General features: G+C 41.6%; 15 protein-coding genes, 1 tRNA gene and 1 pseudogene. 8 read left to right on the top strand and 9 right to left on the bottom strand.

Annotation, left to right across the window (positions count from 1 at the left end; all coding sequences use genetic code 11):
- The first annotated feature begins 70 nt into the window (after nucleotides 1-70).
- Complete coding sequence (locus LBN07_04535) at nucleotides 71-517, top strand: GNAT family N-acetyltransferase (GenBank protein ID MDR0850713.1); 447 nt, start codon at nucleotides 71-73, stop codon at nucleotides 515-517.
- Complete coding sequence (locus LBN07_04530; GenBank protein MDR0850712.1) at nucleotides 510-1,250, top strand: class I SAM-dependent methyltransferase; 741 nt, start codon at nucleotides 510-512, stop codon at nucleotides 1,248-1,250. Before LBN07_04535 ends, LBN07_04530 begins: the two co-directional genes overlap by 8 nt.
- Nucleotides 1,251-1,342: 92 nt before the next feature.
- Here LBN07_04530 and LBN07_04525 read toward each other — a convergent pair whose 3' ends face one another.
- Together LBN07_04525 and LBN07_04520 are read right to left on the bottom strand one after the other, a co-directional pair.
- Nucleotides 1,343-2,143 carry a hypothetical protein gene (locus LBN07_04525; GenBank protein MDR0850711.1) on the bottom strand — a complete coding sequence of 267 codons (801 nt, stop codon included), beginning with the start codon at nucleotides 2,141-2,143 and terminating at the stop codon, nucleotides 1,343-1,345.
- Between the two features lie 19 nt (nucleotides 2,144-2,162).
- Nucleotides 2,163-2,711 carry an NUDIX domain-containing protein gene (locus LBN07_04520; GenBank protein MDR0850710.1) on the bottom strand — a complete coding sequence of 183 codons (549 nt, stop codon included), beginning with the start codon at nucleotides 2,709-2,711 and terminating at the stop codon, nucleotides 2,163-2,165.
- Between the two features lie 200 nt (nucleotides 2,712-2,911).
- On the opposite strand from LBN07_04520, the gene LBN07_04515 reads away from it, so the two are divergent.
- Nucleotides 2,912-2,999 (top strand) — tRNA-Ser (locus LBN07_04515).
- Nucleotides 3,000-3,286: 287 nt separating this feature from the next.
- Nucleotides 3,287-3,736, top strand: a complete 450-nt coding sequence (locus LBN07_04510) for a hypothetical protein (GenBank protein MDR0850709.1) — start codon at nucleotides 3,287-3,289, stop codon at nucleotides 3,734-3,736.
- Between the two features lie 116 nt (nucleotides 3,737-3,852).
- Here LBN07_04510 and LBN07_04505 read toward each other — a convergent pair whose 3' ends face one another.
- Nucleotides 3,853-4,281 carry a GatB/YqeY domain-containing protein gene (locus tag LBN07_04505; protein MDR0850708.1) on the bottom strand — a complete coding sequence of 143 codons (429 nt, stop codon included), beginning with the start codon at nucleotides 4,279-4,281 and terminating at the stop codon, nucleotides 3,853-3,855.
- Nucleotides 4,282-4,439: 158 nt separating this feature from the next.
- Nucleotides 4,440-7,337 carry a DUF5011 domain-containing protein gene (locus tag LBN07_04500; protein MDR0850707.1) on the bottom strand — a complete coding sequence of 966 codons (2,898 nt, stop codon included), beginning with the start codon at nucleotides 7,335-7,337 and terminating at the stop codon, nucleotides 4,440-4,442.
- Between the two features lie 117 nt (nucleotides 7,338-7,454).
- On the opposite strand from LBN07_04500, the gene LBN07_04495 reads away from it, so the two are divergent.
- Nucleotides 7,455-8,222, top strand: coding sequence for a hypothetical protein (locus LBN07_04495; GenBank protein ID MDR0850706.1), 768 nt, complete (start codon nucleotides 7,455-7,457; stop codon nucleotides 8,220-8,222).
- A gap of 72 nt (nucleotides 8,223-8,294) precedes the next feature.
- On the opposite strand, the gene LBN07_04490 is transcribed toward LBN07_04495, so the two are convergent.
- The 5 genes from LBN07_04490 to LBN07_04470 all read right to left on the bottom strand — a co-directional run bounded on the left by LBN07_04490 (nucleotide 8,295) and on the right by LBN07_04470 (nucleotide 12,259).
- Entirely contained in the window at nucleotides 8,295-9,005 is a 711-nt protein-coding gene (locus tag LBN07_04490; protein ID MDR0850705.1) for an N-acetylmuramoyl-L-alanine amidase, read from the bottom strand.
- A 383-nt stretch (nucleotides 9,006-9,388) separates the two neighbouring features.
- Entirely contained in the window at nucleotides 9,389-10,450 is a 1,062-nt protein-coding gene (locus LBN07_04485; GenBank protein MDR0850704.1) for a calcium/sodium antiporter, read from the bottom strand.
- Between the two features lie 19 nt (nucleotides 10,451-10,469).
- Nucleotides 10,470-11,324, bottom strand: coding sequence for a nucleotidyltransferase family protein (locus tag LBN07_04480; protein MDR0850703.1), 855 nt, complete (start codon nucleotides 11,322-11,324; stop codon nucleotides 10,470-10,472).
- A gap of 203 nt (nucleotides 11,325-11,527) precedes the next feature.
- Nucleotides 11,528-11,692 carry a zinc-ribbon domain-containing protein gene (locus LBN07_04475; GenBank protein MDR0850702.1) on the bottom strand — a complete coding sequence of 55 codons (165 nt, stop codon included), beginning with the start codon at nucleotides 11,690-11,692 and terminating at the stop codon, nucleotides 11,528-11,530.
- A gap of 147 nt (nucleotides 11,693-11,839) precedes the next feature.
- Complete coding sequence (locus LBN07_04470; protein ID MDR0850701.1) at nucleotides 11,840-12,259, bottom strand: hypothetical protein; 420 nt, start codon at nucleotides 12,257-12,259, stop codon at nucleotides 11,840-11,842.
- A 1,434-nt stretch (nucleotides 12,260-13,693) separates the two neighbouring features.
- Here LBN07_04470 and LBN07_04465 point away from each other — a divergent pair.
- The 3 genes and pseudogenes from LBN07_04465 to LBN07_04455 all read left to right on the top strand — a co-directional run bounded on the left by LBN07_04465 (nucleotide 13,694) and on the right by LBN07_04455 (nucleotide 23,976).
- Nucleotides 13,694-14,032, top strand: a pseudogene (locus LBN07_04465) (hypothetical protein).
- Nucleotides 14,033-14,071: 39 nt separating this feature from the next.
- On the top strand, nucleotides 14,072-19,837 hold the full coding sequence (locus LBN07_04460; protein MDR0850700.1) for an InlB B-repeat-containing protein: 5,766 nt from the start codon (nucleotides 14,072-14,074) through the stop codon (nucleotides 19,835-19,837).
- Between the two features lie 14 nt (nucleotides 19,838-19,851).
- Nucleotides 19,852-23,976 (top strand): hypothetical protein, encoded by a 4,125-nt coding sequence (locus LBN07_04455; protein MDR0850699.1) that lies wholly within the window; start codon nucleotides 19,852-19,854, stop codon nucleotides 23,974-23,976.
- The last annotated feature ends 6 nt before the right edge of the window (nucleotides 23,977-23,982 follow it).

Genomic DNA, 23,982 nt, shown 5'->3' with positions numbered 1-23,982 from the left:
TTTTGGAAAATTTCCCTTTTCTTTTCCAAGTTTATTTTGAAACTATTGTGATTTATGTTAGAATAACGATATGAAAAGAAGTCTTAACAAGTTTATTTACAAAACCGAAAAAGAAATTGACACCGAGCAGCTGGTTGGTCTTTTTAACAGTGTAAATTGGAAGATTTCAAGGTTTCCGCAAAAACTGCATAATGCCATCAAAAACAGCGCTTATGTGCTGTCGGTGTGGGAAGATATTCATCTGGTGGGCATTTTAACCGCCGCCCAAGACAGAGCGGAAAGCAGCAAAAAAGCTGACGCCTTTGGGGTCAACCTTGTTGTTGAACCCAACTATCAGGGTATAGGTATCGGCAAAAAACTTATAAGCGATTTTTTAACAGCCTCCAATGGCACCATAAAAAAACTTTTGACTACCGAAAAAGACCTCGAAGGATACTATGCCAAGTTCGGATTTATCTCAGGCTGCACAGCAATGTTTAAAGAAGAAGATTGGAGGTGGGGAACACAAAATGCATGAAGAATACGGCACACTCAGCACAAAATTTTATGAGCTGTCAAAGCCTGTCGGGCATTCAATCGACGGAGATATTGAATATTATTTTGAAAAACTCAAAAACATAAAAGGCAAAATCCTGGAGGCCGGTGTAGGAACAGGCAGGATGTTTATACCCTTTTTAAAAAGGGGCCTTAATATTGACGGCGTAGACTTATCCTCCGAAATGCTTAAACAATGCAGCATCAATATGAAAGCACATGGTGTAAGCGCAGAACTTTATCATCAAGACCTTACAAAACTGTCGCTCAAAACCAAATATGACGCCATAGTAATGCCGACAGGCAGCTTCTGTCTGCTGCCTAAAAATACCATAATGCAGACGCTGTCTCTGTTTCGCGAACATCTGCGCAGCGGCGGAAAAATCATAATAGATATTGAACTTCTCCCCGAATTCAGTGCAAGCGAACAAAACATCCGAAGCATCAAGCTGGAAAATTTGGACGAACTACTTCTCACCACAACCAGCGAAAGCATAGACTTTAAAAATCAAAAGATATTATATATTAACAAATACGAACTGAAAAGCGGCGGCAATACGTTGAAAACCGAGGTTTCCCGTTTTGTGCTCTATTGGTATGACATATACGAATTTGAACAACTCTTGAAACAAGCGGGATTTAACTATATTTCATATCAAATCGGATACGGAACAAATAATAATTCTTCCTGCATAACATTTATAGCAACCAATTAGTCGTCATGACTAATCGGTCGGACATATATATTCTTTGCCTCTAAAAACCGGCAACATAGCTAAGTTGCCGGTTTTTCTATTTTCTATTATCCTCATTCCTTTTTGGGTGATTTGATAAAATATTTGTTGGTGCGCTTATTCAAAAAGTATACAACCGATCCGCTTTTTTCAACAATTTCGACAACATAACTTTTAAGCGAATGTATATCATCAAAAGTCATGCCCAGCAGGTTGTATATTTGCCTGACATTTTCAACGGACGTTTCAAAAATCGGATCATTGTCGGGGTCAAGCTGGTCCTTAATCAGGCCGCGTATGATATTTATTACTTTTATTTCCTGCTCCGTTAAAATATCGTTAATAAGATAAACATCCTGCATATCATACATTTTGTCACACTCAACCTCTATCGCTGCAACATATTGAGTTATGATGCCAAGCAAATGCGCTCTATTACCTTCTATCCGCTTGATATCCTCCGGCAAAAGGCTGTCGTTTGTGCTATAAACCTGAGAGCAGATTATTGCATCTGTCGCCGCAGCAAGCGCTTCATCCAGCGGCTTGTTATTCACATTATCCGCTTGAAGGTCCCCATTATGCAGTCCAAGGTTAATAAACTTTCGTGCAAGCAGCAACACCCTATAAAATATTTTTTCAAAGTCAAAACTTCTGACCGCCATCGCCTTCTGCTCGGTTGTCTTACGGTTTGACATATCTACCAAAAAGCCTGTTATGGCAGATGCCAGAAAACCGGTTCCAAGCGACAAAAACAAAATCCCCCAAAACCCGCCCGAGGGCAGCCAGATAGTCACAACAGAGCATACTAAGCCTATTGCCAAAATGACAAAATACATAGTGTAGTTATATATAAATCTTTTCTTTTTATTATTCATATCATTCCTTTTAAATCTCTCAGATGATTGAGCCTTTTTTAAGCAAATATTTCCACTTCTTTACCGCACGCATAAGTCCCTTATCTTTTTGTTTTTTGTTAAGCTCCCCAAATTCTTTTTGGTCAAACCACTTTAGCTGCTGACCTTCAAAGGGGTTAAACTCCTCAGTTTTTACAGTAAACACAAACCAGATGTCAAGGTGAGTGTGCACAACATCTTTTTTCATTGTATAAATCACCACATTAAAAATCTTGCCGTCATTAAAAACCTCAATATCCTCTTTGCCGCTTTCTTCTCTTGCCTCTCTTAAAGCCGCATCAATCAAAAGGACATCGCTTTTTTCGATATGCCCGCCCAGTTGCTGCCACAGTCCCGTTTTCTTGTGCTTTACCAAAAGCACCTTAGTTTTGTCAGCATTAAAAACAAAAGCGCTCGCCGTAACATGAATATCGGGGTTGCTTGATATATCGTTTTCCTTAACGAAATTAATGACCTTTATCAAATCCTCTTGCTCATCAAAATCTGTCGGGTGATGAAAAAATAGGCGTTCAAGCAATTCTTCTTTCATAAATTTCTCCAAATATGTGACAATTATATCAAATTTTTAGTAACGTTCAAAACAAAAACAACAAAAGTCCCTAGCCCAGCCTAAAATTTTCTTGCGCAAACTAAACAAAACCACTTCCTTTTTCGTATATTTTAGGTTATAATAATAAAAGTTTTCACCAAGACTCTTAAACTTTTATTGCATAATTTAAACCAAAATATGTAGAGGTGTCAGAGTGGCCGAATGTGCCGGTCTCGAAAACCGGTGTGCAGAAATGCACCGAGGGTTCAAATCCCTCCCTCTACGCCAAAAGTGCCAGAAGCAGAACTTATAAACATACTCCGCACCACAAAAAGACGGTCGGGTTCACCCTGCCGTCTTTTATCCTTTATTCTCTGCTTCCTTACCCTTGCTGCTTATACCATTGTCCATGCTTGACATGCTCATTGGAACCACAACATGTTGTTATACAATACCTGTGTTAAAAACTGCACAGGTATTGTATAACAACAAGCGACGTAAGATAGCCCATTGACAGCGATATATAATAATGATATAATTATACGTATTAAAAAGCGTCTTAAAGGAGAAAAGTTATGGTAGCAACCGAAAACCTGCAGAATAATTTAGAGCCATTTTGCCCGGAAACAATGGCTGCAACCGCATGGTGGGCGAATAATTTAGAAACCTTGTTAAAGGGAGACGACAAAACTTTGAGTTCTGAAGACGCCAAGCGTCTGGAAATTTTTAAAGAAAAGCTTCCCAAAGAAATACAATCACACATTGATACACACGGCTTTAATTTTTCGTTAATATCAATCCATGATTATTACCCAACCATCACAACTGATTTTCAACTGACAACAACTGAACTTTTATGGGCGGAGGGAAATATAGGAATACCTTCCTATCACCTTGCAATGCATATCAGTAAAGGCCATGTCTTGATAAATACAGAAGGGGAAAGTAAAATAATATATGACGCCGAAGCCAATAAACTCAGTGATTTAAACAACACCCATGACGGCAAGCTTTCAGCATATTAAAATATGTGACACTGACGACAGCAACTTTTAGATGCCTTAAAACCTATTACTCCGACGATGGCAAATTCAGTATTTTTTCTTAAGTATAAAAAAACGAACTTAAAGTTCGTTTTTTATTATTGTATGTTCTTTATAACCTTCTGAACCAACCCCATGTCCACCTTGCCGGCAAAATTTAGCCTAAAGTGCTTCATAACATTTGGCAGGCTCTTGTCACTCAGCGTATTAATTATCTTTAAAATCTCCCCCTCGCTCATCATCTGAGGCAGATATTTTTTTACAATTTCTGTCTGCCGCTCTATAACGGTCACCTGCTTGGCATTGCCCGCCTTTTTATAATTTTCACACTCATCACCAAGCTCTTTAACTGTCTTTTGCAAAATTGCTACCATATCAATATCACTGAGCTCCTCCCCCTTTGCCCGCTTTTCAACCGACTGCAAAAGAGCTTTATTCATAACTACGCCAAAAATCGCTCTGGCTTCGCTGTCTCTGCTTTTTATGGCATCCACATTATCTTTTTTAATTTGTTCAAGTATGTTCATTTACTTCTCCCTTTATATAATTATATATTCTTTTCTTCCAATCTCAACAATTCGACAAAATGTATTTGCTGCAATCTTTAATATGAGGCAAAATCTTTGAAACCTATCAGTTTTTTGCCAAACAGCCAAAATTCACATTAAATACATTTTGCGGGAAATCAAATTCTCATCCTGTGCTTTCGCACCAAGAAAACTATCAATATTACAATTCCTGCAATAACCAAAGCCCCCGCAACCGAACCCAATATTATATATAGTACAATATCATTCTCGTCACCATCTCCGGGACCAGGACCGGGGCCTGGACCGGGGCCTGAGCCACCACTGCCTACAGTTATAGTTACACTCTTTGAAGTAATGTTGCCCGCAGCGTCACTAAGCGTGCATGTGAGAGTATATGTGCCAACCAACTCAAAGTTCACGCTACCTGTTATATTAGCATGGGTCACAACAATTACACCGTCAATTTCGTCACTTGCAACAAAGTATGCCGCCGAATCAAAGTCTGACGGAGCCTCCCCCACATTAAAACTAACAGGCAGCTCTGTCAGAGTTATGTCCGGAGCAACATCATCAACAAAAGTTAGTCTTATTTGCGCTTGAGGACGAGGATTTACTTCGCCGTCGCTTACCTCATAATTAAATATCACCACTGCCGGCAAATTATTTTTGATATCAGCAAGTCTGACCTTAACCATTAAAATGTTGTTTGTTATACTAAACACTTCAAACGGCGGACTGATATACTCCTGCCCTGCATCGTCAACATACCATGTTACTGCCACCCAATAATAATATAAATCATCCCCATCGCTGTCTGAACCCTGCAGGGTTATATCATGCGTGCCGCTATAGCTCAGTGCTAATTCAATATTGTTTACCACCGGCACAACATTGACAACCGTCACCGCTATAGTCCTGACTGCAGTGTTACCGTTGCCGTCAGAAAGCATATAAACCACACTAAAACTTCCGCTGAGGTTAAAAGTTTGTATGTCGCCGCCGTCAATTGTTACATTGCTAATCAAAAGGTCAGCTACATTGTCGCTTACGCTCTCAATAAACGAGCGCAGGTTGGTGGGAGTTTTACTCTTATTAAGCGTCAAGGTTCCGCTGTTCATGCTGGCTATATTAAACACAATAGTCGGAACCGCTGTGTCAACAAATGTCACACTAAACGTAACTGCCGCCCCTTCAAGTCCCTCACTGTCAACAGCATATGCGGTAATTATAACGGTACCCAAAAATTTTGAATTAGGTACCAAACTAAAGCTTGTGCCAGACACCGAAAGCACGGCGCTTGAAGAGGCTACATTTATGCTTGCAAAAATTGTGGTGCTGTCGCCGTCTAAGTCAGTTACAACAAAGCTTCCCAAAACAGTTGTTCCTGCATTTATGCCGGCTCCGCTGCTGATACTGCTGCCTGCAGTAACCGAACTGAAGATTGTCGTAGGTGCATGATTAGAAATAATTACGCTGATATTTAAAACGCAGGTGTTGTTTGACACACCCCCCGTCCATGTTATGGTACCGCTGTATGTGTTATAAGCATTAGGATTATAGCCGCTGATACTTATTACAACAGGATTTGAAGTTTTTACGCTTGAATAATACACCGAGGCCCCCATATCCTCAACCATATAAACACAACTTTCAATAGCGGCAACTGCGTTTAAAAGGCTAGTCCCTTTTATAGTATCAAACGAAATTTTTCCGTTTTGCATAATAATCTGCGGTTGAATATCGGTGTAATATTCAACGCTCACAAACACAACCGGACTGTCTAATAAAAAGTAAGAAACGGACAAACCTTCATCTAATGTAGCAAAGCCCGCTTCCCAGCGCGGAGTAAGCGTCACCGAATATACAAAGCAGAACTCTCCGCCAATGGTTGTTGTCTCAATATATCTTGTATTGTTTAAAATGTCAGTATTCATTACGACATCAAAATTTCTTTGTTGCTTATCAAATAAAATAACATTAAAGTAATTGCTTACAAGATATAACTCCACTTCCCCGCCATCATCATAACTTACATTACTCAACACATAGGGCAACAATTGCGAAGTTGAAACAATTTCCCACTCACCTAAAATTTCATTATATTCAACCAAATCCAAGGCAACAGAAGAAATATCGCCAATCTGAAAACTCAAAACATTGTCAAGCATTATTCCGCTATAGCCGATTATGTTGTATGTAACAGTAAACTGGGCATAAGGCTTATAAAACACCAACTCATGTATTCCGGCATCATAATGATCTCCGCCAAATGTTATAGTTACATCATTTTGGTTATAGCTTATGCCGTCTATAACAATAGGGTAATTAACCAGACCGTAAAAATCACTCTCATTCTTAATATCCCCAAAATCAATATCCGGATTATAGGATACAGCCGTTATTTTATTCCAAACCGATACAGCTACATGAGCGGGATTGCTGTCAGATTTATAAAGTATATCGTCTATGCTAAAGTTGTTACCAAGGTTGTCCAGGCTGCCGCGAGCAACGATAGCAGTACTGTCAAATGTTGCAGGGTCTACATTGCTTACTCTTACGATATAATCAAATTCCACCGGCACACTTAATGCATAAGGTGAGGATATCTCTACACGCCCTAGGTATGGATAGTATTTAATCGTTGTTCCCAGCGGAGAAGATATCAGCGTACGCACTTCAGTATTATATTCAGGAAAAAGCAAATCGTTCGGAGGAGGAATCGGGTTATAAATGCTCGCACTATAAGGCAATACCGAACCCAAACTATCTGTCAGAATAAAATCCACAGAGTTTCCGCCGGCACGAATATAATTCAGTAGATTTGTACCGTCTTCCATCTGAATTGCAACATATCCGCTTATAGAATCAAGTCCATTTAAAAAGCCGTCGCTGTTGCTGTCAATTGAATTAATAATACTATATTCACCGTCAACAAGCTCAGGATAAGGCCCCACTGCAAAAGCTATACGGCTTTGACTTAGGTTCAAACCTAAAACCGCGCTTACAGAGAGCGCAAATAATATTAAACTAAACAATATGCCTTTTATTTTCATTCTTGACTATAGTATTAGCAAATTCTCGCTTTTTTGTCAATTTAATTGAGCTGTTTGATTGACTTGCTGGCTGATAAAAATATATAATTAGTATAAATATACAGGAGGGCGCAAAATATGAAGAAACTGAGAATAACAACCTTTATAATAGCACTTGCGGCGATTATTTCATTTTCGCTGGTCGGATGCGCCAAACAAACCTTTGATGACATAGCCTATGGCGACAGCACTCAAGCCGCCCTTTCGGTGGTGCAAAGCTTTAACAATGCCAAAACAGGTATGTTTAACAAAATTGCCGAATATGAAACTACTGATATTAACGAAACTCTCAGCGGCACAGTCAAAACTGTTAAAATATCCAAATTCGGCAGAATTGCAGGCGTATCCTTTACGCAACAAAAGGTTATAACCTACTCAGGTGACACCGAAAGCTATGTAACCACAACACATTATAACGGCGTAATATATACAGACACTAATGGCACAGTTATAGGCACCGCTGCCGGCAGCGCAATAGACATTCCTGCGTTTATATCATCCTTCATCCCAAGCATAGGAGAAAGCACACCAGCCAACGCAACTTTGGTTGAAGAAAAGCAGTTTGAGGAAGTAAACTATTTCAGGCTGACAATAGCTGCAGGGTTCATCAACACTGAGCGCCCCCAGCAAGGAAACCTCTATATTGATGAGTTTAAATACGAGTTTGGCATACACGCTCAAAACAATTACCTTATGATGCATCGCACCATAGAAGTTATTGTAACCGACACCCCTTCAGCCACTCCTGGCGGAAACTATTGGATGGTGTCGTCGCGCCACACAATTACCACAATTCTCAAAAACACCGGCGAAAATGTGCACATAGAAATTCCCGTTGTTTCATAAGAGAAACCCCTTTGACATAAAACATCCACGGACTAAATCCGCGGATGTTTTTCTTAATACTCTTTTTTCCATTTATTCACTATTTTTGCCTGTATCTAGAAAGTCCAATATCCCGCACACTATACTATAGCAAACCTTATCCTGATAGTCCCGGCTTACAAGCAGCTTTTCCTCCTGAGAGTTGCTAAGAAACCCACATTCCACAATCACTGCAGGAAGGTCAGTGCAATTAACCATAAAATAGTCGCCTACCTTGGCCGTTGATCTTGCATATGGCAGAGAATTGATAAACTGACGCTGAATATCCTCGGCAAGCTGCTTGCCGCATTCATTCTTGTTTTTATAAAACACCTGTGCTCCTCTGCTGCTCTGCAAAGCAAAGCTGTTCATATGAATTGATACTACCATATTCGGTGCACTTTCTTCAATTATTTGTTTTCGTTTTCGCATATCGCTTTTTTTAAGATTGGATGCTTTCGGGTTATAAAGACCCATCTCACTGTTTCGTGTAAGCACCACGTTTATACCCAAAGCGTTCAGCTGCCGCATAAGATTGAGAGCATACGAAAGTGTAAGTTCACTCTCTTTTATACCTGTACTTCTGCCTACGCTGCCGCCGTCAATTCCACCATGGCCCGCATCAACCACCACCAGAATTTCATCCTTGGGCATATCTATTACAAACTCTGTTTGTTTAAAGGTAAACGCAAAAATCGCCGCGCAAAACACCAGAGCGCAAACAGAAGCAATAATTATATGTCTTCTTTTTATAGTTAAAAACATTTTACCTCGCCCCACTTGTCCACATACAAAAACTTTGTGCCGAAGCACAAATTATGGCTTATTTTGTCAAAAAAGCTAAAATATGCTTGACAAGACAAAAAATGCCCACTTATCCACAGAGTTATCCACATAAAAAGTGAGATATCCACCGCATATCCACTTTTTAGCTAAATATATTCGTCCGTGAAACGCAATATTCCTCCGATTGTTTCACACGAGCGGCAGTACCCCCTGAAAGCCTTATAAAACAACAGCATTTTTGCAGTATAAAGAGTTAAAAATAAAAAAGACGTTACCGTCTTTTCTTTTTTTTGCGTTTTAAAGAAGCCAAAATGATGAAACAATCATTAGCTTAAATATTTAAACATGATTATTGGTTTCAATCAGTTCCTTATGATTATATAGGTGATATACCCTACATACATAGCAAGAAGCACTATGCCTTCAAATCTGCTTATCTTGCCCCTCGTATACGCCGCCACCGAAACAAATATGGTTGCAGCCAACATTATTATCATGTCTATAACAACATTGGTTGTTATCAAAATTTGACTTGTAACGCCCATTATACTCAAGATAAAGCCCATATTAAGAATATTTGAGCCTATAAGCGTACCTATAGCCAAATCGTTTTCTTTGCGTTTTATTGCAAACAGCATAGTGAAAAGCTCAGGGAAGTTTGTGCTTACGCCCACAATAGTGGCGCCGATAAGTGTTTCACTGAGGCCCGCTAGCACAGCTATTGTCTCACACGCCATACTAACCGCCTGTCCGCCTGCACCCACAAGCACAATACCGCCAAAAAGCAGCAGCAAAACCTTCCATATTTTCATTTCTTTTTTGGTTTCTGTTTTGGTTTGGACACTATCCTCAGTCTTGCTTTCGGCCTCAGTTACAGTCTTATCCTCAGTCTGATTTTTGGTTTCAGCTTCAACTTCTTGCTTTATTTCAAACGGCGTTAGTCTATTGCGTTTGGCACCAACTATAATAATAGTTTCATAAACCGCTACCGCCAAAAGCAGAATTATAGATTCTCCTCGCGTCAACATATTTTCGTCGGCACCGTTAAGCCACGGATCAAGGCAGAAAATTAAAAGCATAAAAGACATTATCATCAAAGCCGGAAGGTCAATTCTTCTGGTTTCTTTCTGCACACTCAGAGGCACAATAACTGCAGCAAGGCCCATAATCAACAGCATATTGACCATATTGGAGCCAATTATATTTCCAAGTGCCAAATCGGTATGCCCGGTAATTCCTCCAATAAGAGCCATTACTATTTCAGGCAGCCCCGTTCCGAATGCTACAATCGTAAGGCCAATCATGAGGGTTGATACCTTCAGCTTTTTTGCAAGGCTGCTTGCTGAGCGCACAAAAAACTCCGCACCTACTACAAGAGCGGCAAGACCGGCTATCAATAATAGTATATTTAAAAATAGCTGCACTCTTTATCCTCTTTTGTTATTATTGACAAAAATCATTCAAATTTTTCTTAACATATTTACTTGTTTCTTCAAGCGACTTGATTGTCCCCAGGTCTGACCAGTATCTGTCAGTGACTACACAGTTCAGCTGCATGTCTTTACTGTTCACAATAGCAGGAAACAGCGTTCTTCCAAAGTCATAGCCTGTGTCTGGCAAATCATCGGGTATAAGGTCCAAAACCTTGCTGTTAAAAATATATACCCCTGTATTGATAATCGGCTCCCCCTTAAAAGTCACAGGGTCGGGCTTCTCTAGAAACTCAATTATCTTGTTCCCTTTGGTCTCCACAACCCCAAGACCGGTGATATCTTCTACTCTCTTTAAAACAATAGTCGCAAGCGCACCGTTCTGCCTGTGCTCTTCATAGGCACCTCTTAAGTCTATGTTAGTAAAATTATCCGCAGCCACCACCAAAAAGTTTTCACCATCTTCAATAAAACTTGCGTTTTTGCCTGCCCATTGGCTTTGTTGCTCTGCCATAAACGGTTTATCGTATACTTTTGCCAGTGCTGCTTTCTTTACACATCCCGCCGTACCCAAAACTTTGTTTCTGTTAACTTCATTTTCGTCCAGGTCATAAGAATACTTTATATTTACACCAAAGTCCCTCATACCTTTAATGTCTTTGTTTCTGCCGTCACCAAAATAATTTTTAATAACCTCTGGCATGTGACCTACCGCCAAACAAATATCACAAAAGCCGTGTTCTTTGAGCAACTTTACTACCCATTCAAGCATGGGCTTGCCCAAAATTTCCACCATAGGCTTAGGTCTATCCGCTGTTAGTGGCATAAGCCGCGTGCCCTTTCCGCCAGCCAAAACTATAGCTTTCATCTTCTATATCTTTCCTTTCTCTTTTGTCATACTGTCCAAGTTAGCTAGATTGTATCATTTCAAAGTTCCAAAGTCAAACGGTTATATGTTGATTGTACTTTTTAAAAAACGAGCTATGCATTCTCTATAAAAACTCTGAATAACAAGAACATTCTTGCAACAAAAAAACAAGGAGATTCCTTGTTTTTTGTTGTAAGCGTAAATTAACCGTCACGTCTGTTGTTCATCATGCTTTTGCGTTTGCCACGGCAGTCTTTGCATCTTACGGGTGGGTGTTCAAGTCCTTTCTGCTGGTAAAATTCTTGTTCACCTACAGTCCAGACAAAATCAGCGCCGCAATCTTTGCATTTCAAAGTTATGTCTTCCACAGTATCCTCCTTTAAGGGATGGTAGAACCCTTCCCTAAGTGTTTTGGATACCAAGGCATAGAAAAATGAAGAAATAGAAATATGATTATCCAAACAATATTAGTATTTTAGCACACTTTACACAATTTGTCAAACTTTGGTGACAGATTATGCTTTTTTAAAAACAATCCGCATCATAAGGCTTGCGTTAAATCTTACATCCAGCGTAAGTCTGCTGCCGTTAAGCACTCCGTACCAAATTTTGTGTTCTCCTCTAAAAATAATGGTAATAGTAACATTATTGCCAACTCTTGAATAAGTAAACCCGGTCTGCTCACTCAAAAAACTAAAAACTCCCGTCTGGTCTTCATTAAGCACAAGTACGCTTGCCTCCGCCTCAGTTTGCATCCACGCCTCTTCTTCGACGGCCTGTATTGTCACACTTTCATAGTTATAAGTGCCGGCTATGCTGTCGCTTGTGGGAGTCCCTTCCTCACAAGCAGCCAGCATAAACACAACACCCAAAAGTGCCGCTACCAGAGCAAACGATAACATCATTCTTGAAAAACTATTTTTTGTTTTTGTCATAATTGCCTCCAATATAATGTTTTAATTATAACACAGCCACAAAGTTTTTTCAACTGATATGTGTGTCAACCCCTTTAATCAGAAAATGTAACAAATTATTTAATTTTTCTGCGTTTTTGTTTGTTATATAATAAATAAATATGTTAGAATTATAATAAGATAAGATTGTTTTGTCAAAAAATGAGCAACTTGCATAAGAGACCCCCTTTAGCAAGCCATAAAATACATTTACCCGCCTTTGCTTTGGGTGCGCTTAAGGCCTCTCGCCTTATCGTTTTAATCTTTTAAAAAGGTGGTATTGATATGAAAAAAACAGTCCTGATGACACACTTAAAAGGCAGTTTAATTCTGATTTTGGTTTTGCTGTTTTGCTCGTCTGCACTTTTGCTGATGTCTTTTAAAAATGACAGAGGCAGCAGAACAAATGCCTTTGACGGCACAATCGAAGCAATTGCTCAGGGTAACGGTTCGGTCGGTGACCCCTATATTATTTCCAGCGAGGGTCAACTAGCTTTTTTGATTGACGCCATTGAAAATAACAATGCTTTGCTTTGGAATGAAAAGGATTATCTGCTGACCGAGAATTTGGACCTGAATAATATTGATATCGGTTTAATCAGCAGCAACAGCGTCAAGGCTTTCTCGGGTACATTTAACGGAAACAATAAAACAATTTCAAATATCAATATTTCAACTCAAACAAGCAGTGTGACTTACGGACTGTTTGGTTTTGTTGACAGCGGAACTATATCTGACCTAAACATTTTCAACATAAATATTGACTTTATAAACAACAGCGGAGCTGTTGCAGGCGGTATTGCGGGCAAAGTCTATAATGGCGCCCTAATTGAAAACTGCTCCGTTTCGTCTTCAAAGCTTGCAGCCTACAAAGACGTAGGCGGTATTGCAGGTATAGTATCCGGAGCAAGTATAGAAAACAGCCGCGTGCTTTCGTCAGGGGTAAACGCACAAATAAATGCCGGGGGCATTGCAGCCTCAACCGCTGACAGCGGTAACTTCATTCTGGGCTGTGTCAGCACCAACAACAATATTCTGGCACAGAGCTACACCATAATAGCCGGAATTGACTCGGTTTCAGCGGGTATAGTTGCTCTTGGCCGCAATGTATATGTTTATGAATGTCAAAGCCACGAAAACACCATTTTATCGCAGCGTTATGCGGCAGGGCTCGTGGGGGTAGCTTACAGCACGGATATAGAAAAGTGCTATAACACCGGCATGGTGAAGGGCCTTGACGGCATCAACTTTGAAAATAATACAGCTCTCAGCGGAGCGGACGGCGTAGAAGGCATAATAGGCACCAACGGCGTGGACGGCAAAGCCGGTGAAACAGGAGTAAACGGCGGGTTCGGCGGAAGCGCAGGCGGGCTTGTTTGCATGTTTGACTTTGGCTCTTCAATAACTGACAGCTTTAACGCAGGACTTGTCAGCGCAGGCATTGGCGGCAGCGGCGGAAACGGTGGAATAGGAGGAAACGGAGGCAATGCCGTAGGCGGCAGCGGGAACGGAGGTGCGGGAGGTGCCGGCGGCGTAGGCGGAAACGGAGGTGCCGGCGGCAGTGCGGGTGCACTGTTTGTATACTTTATTAACAACGACCTTAGCTTTGAATTTGTATACGACAAAATAACCAACTCTTTTACAAAACCCAATATGGTTTCACTTGGCATTGTGGGTGACAACAACGGAGGTGCCGGCGGCGTAGGCGGACTTGGCGGCATGGGAGGCTCTGGCAGCAACAACGGCGCCAACGGCAAGAAAGGTGCCAACGGAAACAATGGTGACAGCGGCTCCATCATTCAGCTGAGAAACGTATCAAACGTTGTTGTCGAAGACAAAATCCCTGAAATTTTATTTAATTACAACGGAGGAGGTCAGCTTATCCCCTCTAAAAGTGCTCCCTACAACGAGCCCTTCGGCACACTGCCTACACCCACAAAAGCAAATGCAGAATTTGTGGGCTGGAACACCGAACCCGACGGAACAGGCGAATATCTTGGCAGCAGCACACTTTTCCTGTTTCTTGATGATATAACTCTTTATGCTCAATACAATGACCTGCTTCTGGTTTACATAAATCCAAATTACGGCGGCGGAGCTGCAACAGAACAAGCATTCCAGCCAGACGCACAGGTATATAATCAATTGTCTATACCCTCAAGGCAAGGCTGGGCTTTTGACGGCTGGTTTACAAATTCGCTGTGCACTGTCCCGCTTCAAAAAGCAACTACAGCACAAGAAATAAACGACAATTACAGCGGAACAGTTTATGCAAAGTGGCTGCAAGAAATTGAAATACACTTTAATATTACCGAAAGCGGAAGCATTATCAATAACGAGCCTGCAAGCGCACTCAACAACTATCAAGCGCCCGCATCGGGGCAGGATTACGTCGTTCGCGTAAGTGAGCGGCCTCTGGGTAACCTGCCTACAGCAGCACCGGCTCCCGCCAACAGCGCATATTACTTTGGCGGCTGGTATGAAAACCTTGCCGACACTTCTACTCTTGTGGCAGCAACTACAATATATGAATACGGAAACCTAATAAGCGGCCAAATCACTCTGACTTCACGTTGGAACACAAATGCCTTTTTGGAATATAACCTGATGGGCGGCGACGGAATTGATGAATGCAGCCCCGTGTGGGACGGTTTGTCTTATGAAGCTTATGCCGGCGGAAACGGAACACAGGTCAGCCCCTTTCAAATTGCCAACGCAAAACAGCTGAGGCAGATGGCAAGGGACATTAATGCCAATACTTCGGCAAACCCTATAAACAAAACCGCGCACTTTATTCTGACAAACAATATTGACTTAGGCGGCTTTGCGTGGGCACCTATCGGCACAGGCAGCGGCTCAGGTGCCAATATCAGCCGGTTTGAAGGCAATTTTAACGGAAACGGCTTCTATATTAAAAATCTGAACGTTTCAAATGCTCTCACAGCAGGAACAGTACCTTCAAAAAACTTTATGGGCTTGTTTGGCGCGGCCTACAACGCTACAATCAGCCGCGTGGGTATTGAAAGCGGACAAATTATGCTTTCAGTCAAGGGCACCGCCACTTTCCCGTCTGCAACCAAAATATATGCGGGCTCTGTAGTGGGTTACTGCGCAGGCGCAACAGTAGTTGACCAATGCTATAACAATGCAAGCATTACAGTTGACATCGATAGAGCCGTTAATGTAAATGATGTGGAGGCCTATGTCGGCGGACTTATCGGACGTCTAGATGACGGAAGCTATGAAGGCTACGGCAGTGTTGCCGGCGGAAGTACTTTTAAAGACAGCTATAACAACGGACCTATAATATCTCACTTTAACTATCTTCAAAATAAAGTCTATAACTTTGTGGGCGGAATTATAGGCTACGTATATAGAAGTGATTTTTTAAACGTATTTAACATGGCAAACGTAGACATAAAAACCGTAAGTACAAACTCAAATAGCAGCTCACTTAACAGCACAATCGCCTTTGCCGGCGGCATATGCGGCGAAATTAACAGCCGCGGCACACTTACAAACTGCTTTAACACCGGTTCGGTCAGTGCAATCTGTTATGCCTCAGGCTCAGGCGGCGGCGATAAGCGCTCTGAAGTGGGCGGTGTCGTTGCCCACTTAAACAATACTATTTCGGCAGACTCAACAATATCAATAAACGGCTGTAAAAATTATGGTAATCTAACCTTGACCACCGACAGCAACTCACAAGCTGCCGGCGGCGGACGCGACCTTGGCGGCATTATCGGTTTGATAGTAGGCAGCACCTCCTCTCCTGCTGTTACAGGCAGCAAAAACTTTTATAAATCAAACATAAACTACTACGGAATATGTTCATATAACAACGGTAGCAATAAAACAACTTCATCAAACGGAAATAATCTGGTTACCGGCACAATCAGCCTGAGCGCAACTCCTTCAAACAGCGTTTACGGCACCGGTGACTTTGAATTTACTAAAACAAGTTATTTTTATGACAACACTTATTTTAACAACACAAGCGGCAGCATAAAGTGGGACTTTCAAAATATTTGGGAGTTCAGGCTTGACCGAAACGACAATCTCCCTATGCTCAAATACATGAGCTACCTCACTGAATACAATAGCGGCGTCGTTACGCCCAACCGTAAATATGTTTATACGGGCGAGCGCGTAGGACGTCTTATCACTCCAACACGAACCGGTTATATCTTTAGCGGGTGGTGGAATGTTCCTGTTGAATTTGACCCTCTGTTTGGAGGACTTGCTTACAATGGCACTCCGGCACTTGATGGTCAAAACGGATTTATCCAATATATTGGCAAAGACCCAAACAGCCTGAGTGATACAAACTCCACAATCTTTCAGGGAGTTGACAACATTCAAATATATGCCGGCTGGATACCCGTTGCAAGCGCCATAACAGTCACACTTCACAATATAAGCGGCAGCATAAACCAGAACACAGGATTTACTGCACCTTCTACAATTCAGGCCTATCAAAACTATGAACTGCGCCAGCTTTATACCCCGCAAAAAGACGGTTACGCCTTTATGGGTTGGTATACGGCAGGAAATGTACAGTATTTTAACACAACCATTTATGAAACAGCTCTTGGTATAGACCTCTATGCCATGTGGCAGGCCAACAATTATATTATAACTCTGGACGCAAACGGCGGATATGTGCCTCGAAATACCTACGAAGTTACCTTTGACGCAGCGGTCGGCATGCTGCCTATGCCCTACTATTTCGGAAGAACCTTTATGGGTTGGCAGGCTCCCGACACATCAATGGTTGATGACAACACTATATACAGCTATCCAAACAATATAACACTGACTGCCGTGTGGCAGATTAACACCTATGAAATAACCTTTGACAACAACTCCGGCAGCATTAACGGAACCGTAACCGGCACCATGGCAAATCAATCTTTTGTGTATGGACAAACACAGCAACTTTCAGCCAACACCTATTCTCTTGACGGCTATGAATTTGCCGGATGGGCTCTAACTCCCGGAGCCGGCGGCAGCGTAGTGTACGCTCCGGATGCAAACTACACCATGTCAACCGAAGGCAACAAAACTCTGTTTGCCGTGTGGAAAGCAAAAACATATTTTGTGCGTATGGATACTCAGGGCGGAAGCGTGCTTAACCCCAACAATCTTATCCGTGAAGGAGCTGTAGGTCAAAGAATTCCTTTGCCTGCCGTAACCAAGGCTGGTTTTGACCTTGTAGGCTGGTATATAGTGAATGGCGGCGGAAGTGATATTTTGGTGACAAACACTTATATGACAATCGCAAACAGCGATATAAGCGTTTATTGCGTATGGACCGAAAAACAATTCTATATCAGCTTTAACCGAAACGACAGTGCAGGCAGCACCGGCGCAACGGGGATTGATCCCACAGGTCAGATAGCTCAGGTGTCAAACCCTATTGCTAGCCTCAGCAGCAATACTTATTTGCGAGATGGCTACACTTTTGGCGGATGGACACTCACGCCCAATGGACCTGCAATTTATCAAAACAATGCTGCGCTTTCAATTACTCAGCAATTGCATGAAGCGGCCACAGGAGCACAGAACAACCAAATCACGCTTTACGCAGTCTGGAACCCTATACCCTTTACTGTTTCATTCTACAGCAACGCAGCAGCAATCGGCAGAATCTCTCAAAACACCATGGAAGATCAAACTTTCTACTTTGACGCAACAATCAAAATAAACCAAAATGAGTTTACCATTACAGGGTTCACATTTATCGGCTGGGCCACTAGCTCACAAGATGCAGCGGCAGGAATTTTAACCTACACTCCCGAACACCCGCTGACACTAACCTCCCCGCTTGGCCCGCTTTATGCAGTGTGGACAAAAACAGTTTTCGAAATTGAATTCCGATCAGGCAATCAGGTTTGGGGAGCAACACAGTCAATAATATTTGAAGGTGCCTCTGCCGAAATATTGCTGAGCAACCCCTTCACCAAAACAAGAAATATTTTTGCAGGATGGGCATTTGAGCCTAATAGCAACTCTTGGTTTACCGAGCTTCAAATCGAAGAGGCCGAAGCACTGCTTGCTAACTCCAACAATGTTATCACCCTATATGCAATATGGGCGCCAAAAACCTATAATCTAATTGTCTACAAAGATAGTTCGATGTCAGAGTTTATTACCATCGAAAACGTAAAATACGGTGAGCCCACTGCTTATGACAGCAGCGTTTTTCAAAAGACGGGCTACGACTTTTCAGGGCTTAGTATAGGCGGCTCGCCGGTGGTTTCCTCAATAGGGTTTATTGTCATCAGTGAAACATACTTCAACGATGAATTTACCGAAACACCCAAAGTGCTGGTTGCTATGCACGACCCCATGGCCGTCGAAATTACCGGCATTTCACAGACTTCAATAACTTATAAACAACAAACTACTCTGACAGTGATTGCAGTGCCGGATATCGGCGGACTGACATTTAGCATAACAAGCGGCAACGTAAGCATAAACCCCTTAACCGGTGAAATTACTCTGACTGCGCCCAATATGAGCAGCATCAGTTTCACTGTGCTGGTTCAGCATACAAACGGCACGTCTGACAGCGAAACCTTCACCATAACAATCAACAAACGCGTGATTACAATCTCAGGCTATGACAACGATTTCACCTATAACGGCTTAACACAAAACATAGGCTACACAATAGACGGCAAGGTTCCAAGCGACTTGATAACAACAAACATAAGTACAGACAATCCCTTTCAAAATGCCGGAACATACATTGCCACTGTATCACTTGCAGGAGGTTGGGAAAGCTATTATGAATTTGACGAAAGCTGTGAGTTTGAAGTAGTTATAAAGCAAAAAGCTCTCACTATAACAGGAGGCAGCTTCAACAGAAAATATTACACCGATAATCCTGTTTTCACCAGCACCTTCAGCGGATTTGTAAATGGAGAAAATGAAACAAATCTGTTTATTACAGTTGAGTACTCTACCCTAGCTTCAAAACAAAGCCGCGTAGGAACTTATGTAATATCACAAAATATTCTGCTGCTTCAAAACTACTCTATAACCTATCAAAACGGAACCCTCGAAGTGCTGCCGGCAACGCTGACCGATGCTTCTGTCAACCTGCAAGTGGGAGAATCAGGATACGTTGAAGGCGGTAAGCTATATTTTAACATAAGCGACATTGACTTTGGAACAGACGGCGAATTTACCTATGACGATTATATAATTGTGTGGGAGTGGTCAAGCGCACCTGACGGCCTATGGACAGTAATTGGCGGAGAAAACACCAATCAGCTGATTCTCACAAAATATAAGCTGGGCATGGAAGTAAGCGGACTTTACTTTAGAGTACGTCTCATAGGAACAGGCAATATATCATCTTCAGAAAACATAACATCAGAAGTAAATATATCACAAAAAATCCAGCCTCCTGTGGTCATACCTCCGCTAAGCCAAAATGTTTTGATAACTTCAGGTGTGCTTATAGCATTTGCCTTGAGCATGATTCTTGTCGCAATCATATCAATAATACGCAGCAAGCTTTTGATTAAGCGCATCAAATCAGGAAACTAAGGGGGTATATGACAATGGAAAAAATAATAAAAAAACAAACATTAAAACAAACTATTGTATTTCTTGTTATATCCCTGCTTACCTGTCTGCCTATGCTTTTGCCGGGTATCACTGACAAAGGAGCACGTGCCGCAGCAAGTGGCCTATGGATTGACGAAGTTGACCTTGGCACCTACTCACTAATAGGCACCGGTTTAGAAGCAGACCCTTATCAAATCGGCAGCCCCGAGGACCTTGCCTATATGAGCAAGCAAAGCGCAGTAAACTCCTCGGTACTTAATGACAAATACTACGTTCTTACAAGCAATATTGACCTAAGCGCTCATTTCTTTACACCAATCGGTTCGGCCGATGCAATTTCACAGATAATGGATATCCATTTCAATGGTTACAATGTCGGCACAAATACCTATTATTCAATATCGGGACTGACAATAAACAGCAGCGTAGGTAACACCGGACTGTTTGGTTACTTATATTTTTCAACTGTCAAAAACCTAACATTGTCAGCGGACATTGTGTCAGGCGGCAGCAACACAGGAGCGGTAGCAGGCTTTATGAGCAGCTGTACTCTTGACAACATAACAGTAAACGGACAGCTCACAGGAACAAATAATAATCTGGGCGGGCTCGTAGGCGCAGTAACCGGATATAACAATATCATCATGAGCTGCATCAACAACGCAACAGTTTCGTCTCAAAGCGGTAGCAACACAGGGGGAATATTTGCAAGTGCTATTTCAGGCAATCTTATGCTTTCAAACTGCGTCAACAACGGCAACATCAGCGGGGTTACATACGTAGCAGGCTTGGGCTCCGGCAGCAGTAATACTGACGCGGTGCTGGGCCTCACTAATTGCACCAACAACGGCAATATCATAAGCGTATCCCCCAACCACAACTACTTTGCAGGATTAGTTGCAAATATTGGAATATCACTTGAAAATCAAATGAGCTTTTGTAAAAACACCGGCATGGTTTACGCACCCAACTCAGCTTACGTAGCAGGCCTGCTGTCTTTTGGAAAGTGTCAAATAACAGACAGCTTCAACACCGGCAACATAACCGGTGACACACTTGTTGCAGGGCTTGCAGCCTGCGGCATCTTTGATATAGCCGGTAGCTTCAACACCGGCAACATAGAAGCACGCAGCCTAGGCAGCAACGCTATTGCGGGCGGACTTGTAGGAAAGCTTACTGATTATGCTGTGATAGAAGCAAGTTATAACAAGGGTAACATAACACTTGGTAATGACGGATTTAGTGCAGGTATTTTGGGCTGTTTTGAAGCCATTGATTTAGACCTGATAGACCCTATTATTATAATAGATACCTACAACCGCGGAGCGGCAAACGCTGCCTTTGTGGGAGCAAGCAATTACCATATTATAATAGAAAACGGATATAGTCTGGCAGCGGCTCTTGCGGCTGACAGTGCAAATATCACCCACTCTCATATATATACCACCGGCTCATCAAGCGAAATTTATAATAACCTGTCTGTTAACTCCGCCGCCTGGGGGCTGTGGAATACTTATAATGACGGATATCCCTATCTGCGCTCAGGCCTCGTGTCTGAAATCAGCATAAATCTTAACGGCGGAACTGCTGACGGAGCTTATACGGCCTTCTATGTTACAGACCTGTTTGACATGGTTTCGCTTGATTTTAATGACTTTTTAAAAACCGGTCAGACCTTTACGGGTTTCAGCACCATTCAAAATGATATCTACCTTGAAGCGTTTATATCAAATGCAGCTGCAACCTTCACAGCAACACAACCGATTCACACTCTATATGTGCAATATTCCTTAACTCAATATAACGTATCGGTTCAGATAGAAAGTATGTTTGCTGATCAGGCGGGATTATTTGAAGCGGATGGCCTGACACCGTCAGCAACACTTTCACTGTTTAGCGACAAAGTCTTGATTTCAACCCAAATTGGCACAAACGACTTTGCATATTGGGCAGTCAAGATTGGAGCAAACCTGTTTCAAATATCCAACAATCCAACATGTGAACTTGCTGATATCTTTAATGAACAGTTCCTGCTGGACTACCCTTATGACAACACCTCCTATGTTTTTGTGGCAGTGTTTGAACAGTCTTGGACGATTGAAATTGAAATTATTGCAGGTGACAAAACCTGGGGCAACTTAGATATTATAATTGGCAGTCAGACCACTCCTTTTAACTTTAACAACACCGGATTTCATGTGACCAAAGACATAAATCCCACACAAATAAATTTTGTTCTGACAGCTCTGCCCTACTACAAAATTTCACAGTTTTCAATTACTGCAATAGGTGACATATACCATGACACAACTATTGATCCGTTTGACTTTGATGAATTCACTATGAACCGCGGCGTAAACCTACAGAGTGACCTCAAAATCTCAATAAGCTTTACAAAACAAATATACTACCTGAGCTTTGCTTCTGTATACGAGGATTTTGCACCAACCGAAACTTCACTGATTTTGTCAGGCAACAATCTGGGCTTTTATATCAACCAGACAATAACAGGAAGCAGTATCATAGCACAGACCGAAAATCTTATTGGCAGCAGATTTGTAGGGCTCAAACTCCAACAAGCTAATGGCTTGGGATATAGTCCCTTCCTCAGTATGCAGACAGCCGGTCAGCCAAACAGCTTTCTTGTTGACAATGACCTGTTAGATACTTATCTAAACAGTAGCGGCAGGATTATCATTGTTGCGGTATATCAAAAACAATATCAGCTGAATGTGAGCGTCAGCAATGCGGATGGTGAATACGGCAGCATAAACGTTTTGATTGACAATATAACAAAAAATGATTTCAATCAAAAATATTATGATCTGGGCACAAACATAAAAATCAATATTTCACCATCATCTCACTGTTATGTTGCAAGCATACTGATAAACGGCACTCCGCACATGGGCAACATTAACATGACTTTGAATGAAACTAAAACTGTCACAATCATACTCGAAAAAACAAGGTATTATTTGGATATTTACACTATAGATTTTTATGACCAAAAAATAACAAGCCTGCAGGCCGAAAATCTGTTTGTGGTTGACCCAAAACAGGACGTGAACGGCACCTATATAGGCTATGATGACAATCTTTATATAATCAACAGTCAGGCACTTGAATATAGCAGCAACATGAAGTTTATTGGCTGGTATTTTGTTAAGGGTGGCGTGCTAATAGAAGCTCCATGCGACATTGACGACAATCTTAACATTATTCTAGGAAAACCTGACCTTGACAATTTGGTGTGGACAGAGAGCGGCAAAAACTATATTACTGTTGTTGCAAAAATAATTAACATCTATGTTTTGGACATGAACCTGTCAGAAACACAAAAACATCGCGGCGACTATGCAATAGAGCTGTGGAACGGCACCTCCTTTGAAGAAGCCGACAAACTGATTACTGAATTTAACATTGGTTCAACTTTGAGGATAACCGCCATTGCAAACAGACATTTCGCTTTTGTTAATTTTGAGGATACCTATGGAAATACTATAGCGACAGATTTGGTGGGAGGCCTAACAATAACCTTTGTTTTAGACAGAAGCCAGACTATATCATTATACTTTGACATGGTTGCATTTGGCATCCAAATATCACAAGACTTAAACTCGGCAAACGGAGCACTGACAGTTTCAACGGACACCTCCTACCCCGAAAACCTCAAAATAGGAGAAAATCTGGTCATTTCATTTGCTCCTGATTATAACCTTCAGGTGCACTCATTTGAAATCAACGGTAAAACTCTTCAGCAAATACAATCTGACTTTGGTGGGCAAATTCTTGGCAACTCTATTATAATAAGCGTATCAGGAGCCTTTTTGGATTGGCTTGACGAAAATGACGGACAGCTTGACATCACCATTTCAACGGGTATTACAACTATGTTCTTAATTATACTGCTAGGCTCGCTTCTTGTGATAGTTTTCCTGGCATTATTTGTTACAATTAAGATAATAAACAATAACAATAAGAAAAAGCTTCTAACGTCCGAAAATATACGCAAAGCCAAAATCAAGCACGGCCTTGAGTTTGAAGGTAAGCTACAGGCTCTCAAAAATGAAGCCCATGGCAGCCCCGAAGTTCAAGACGACATAAAGAAAGATTAAGGAGGA

Source organism: Christensenellaceae bacterium (genome assembly GCA_031260975.1).
GTDB lineage: Bacteria > Bacillota > Clostridia > Christensenellales > UBA1242 > JAISKJ01.
This window is presented reverse-complemented; position numbering and strand designations above follow the sequence as displayed.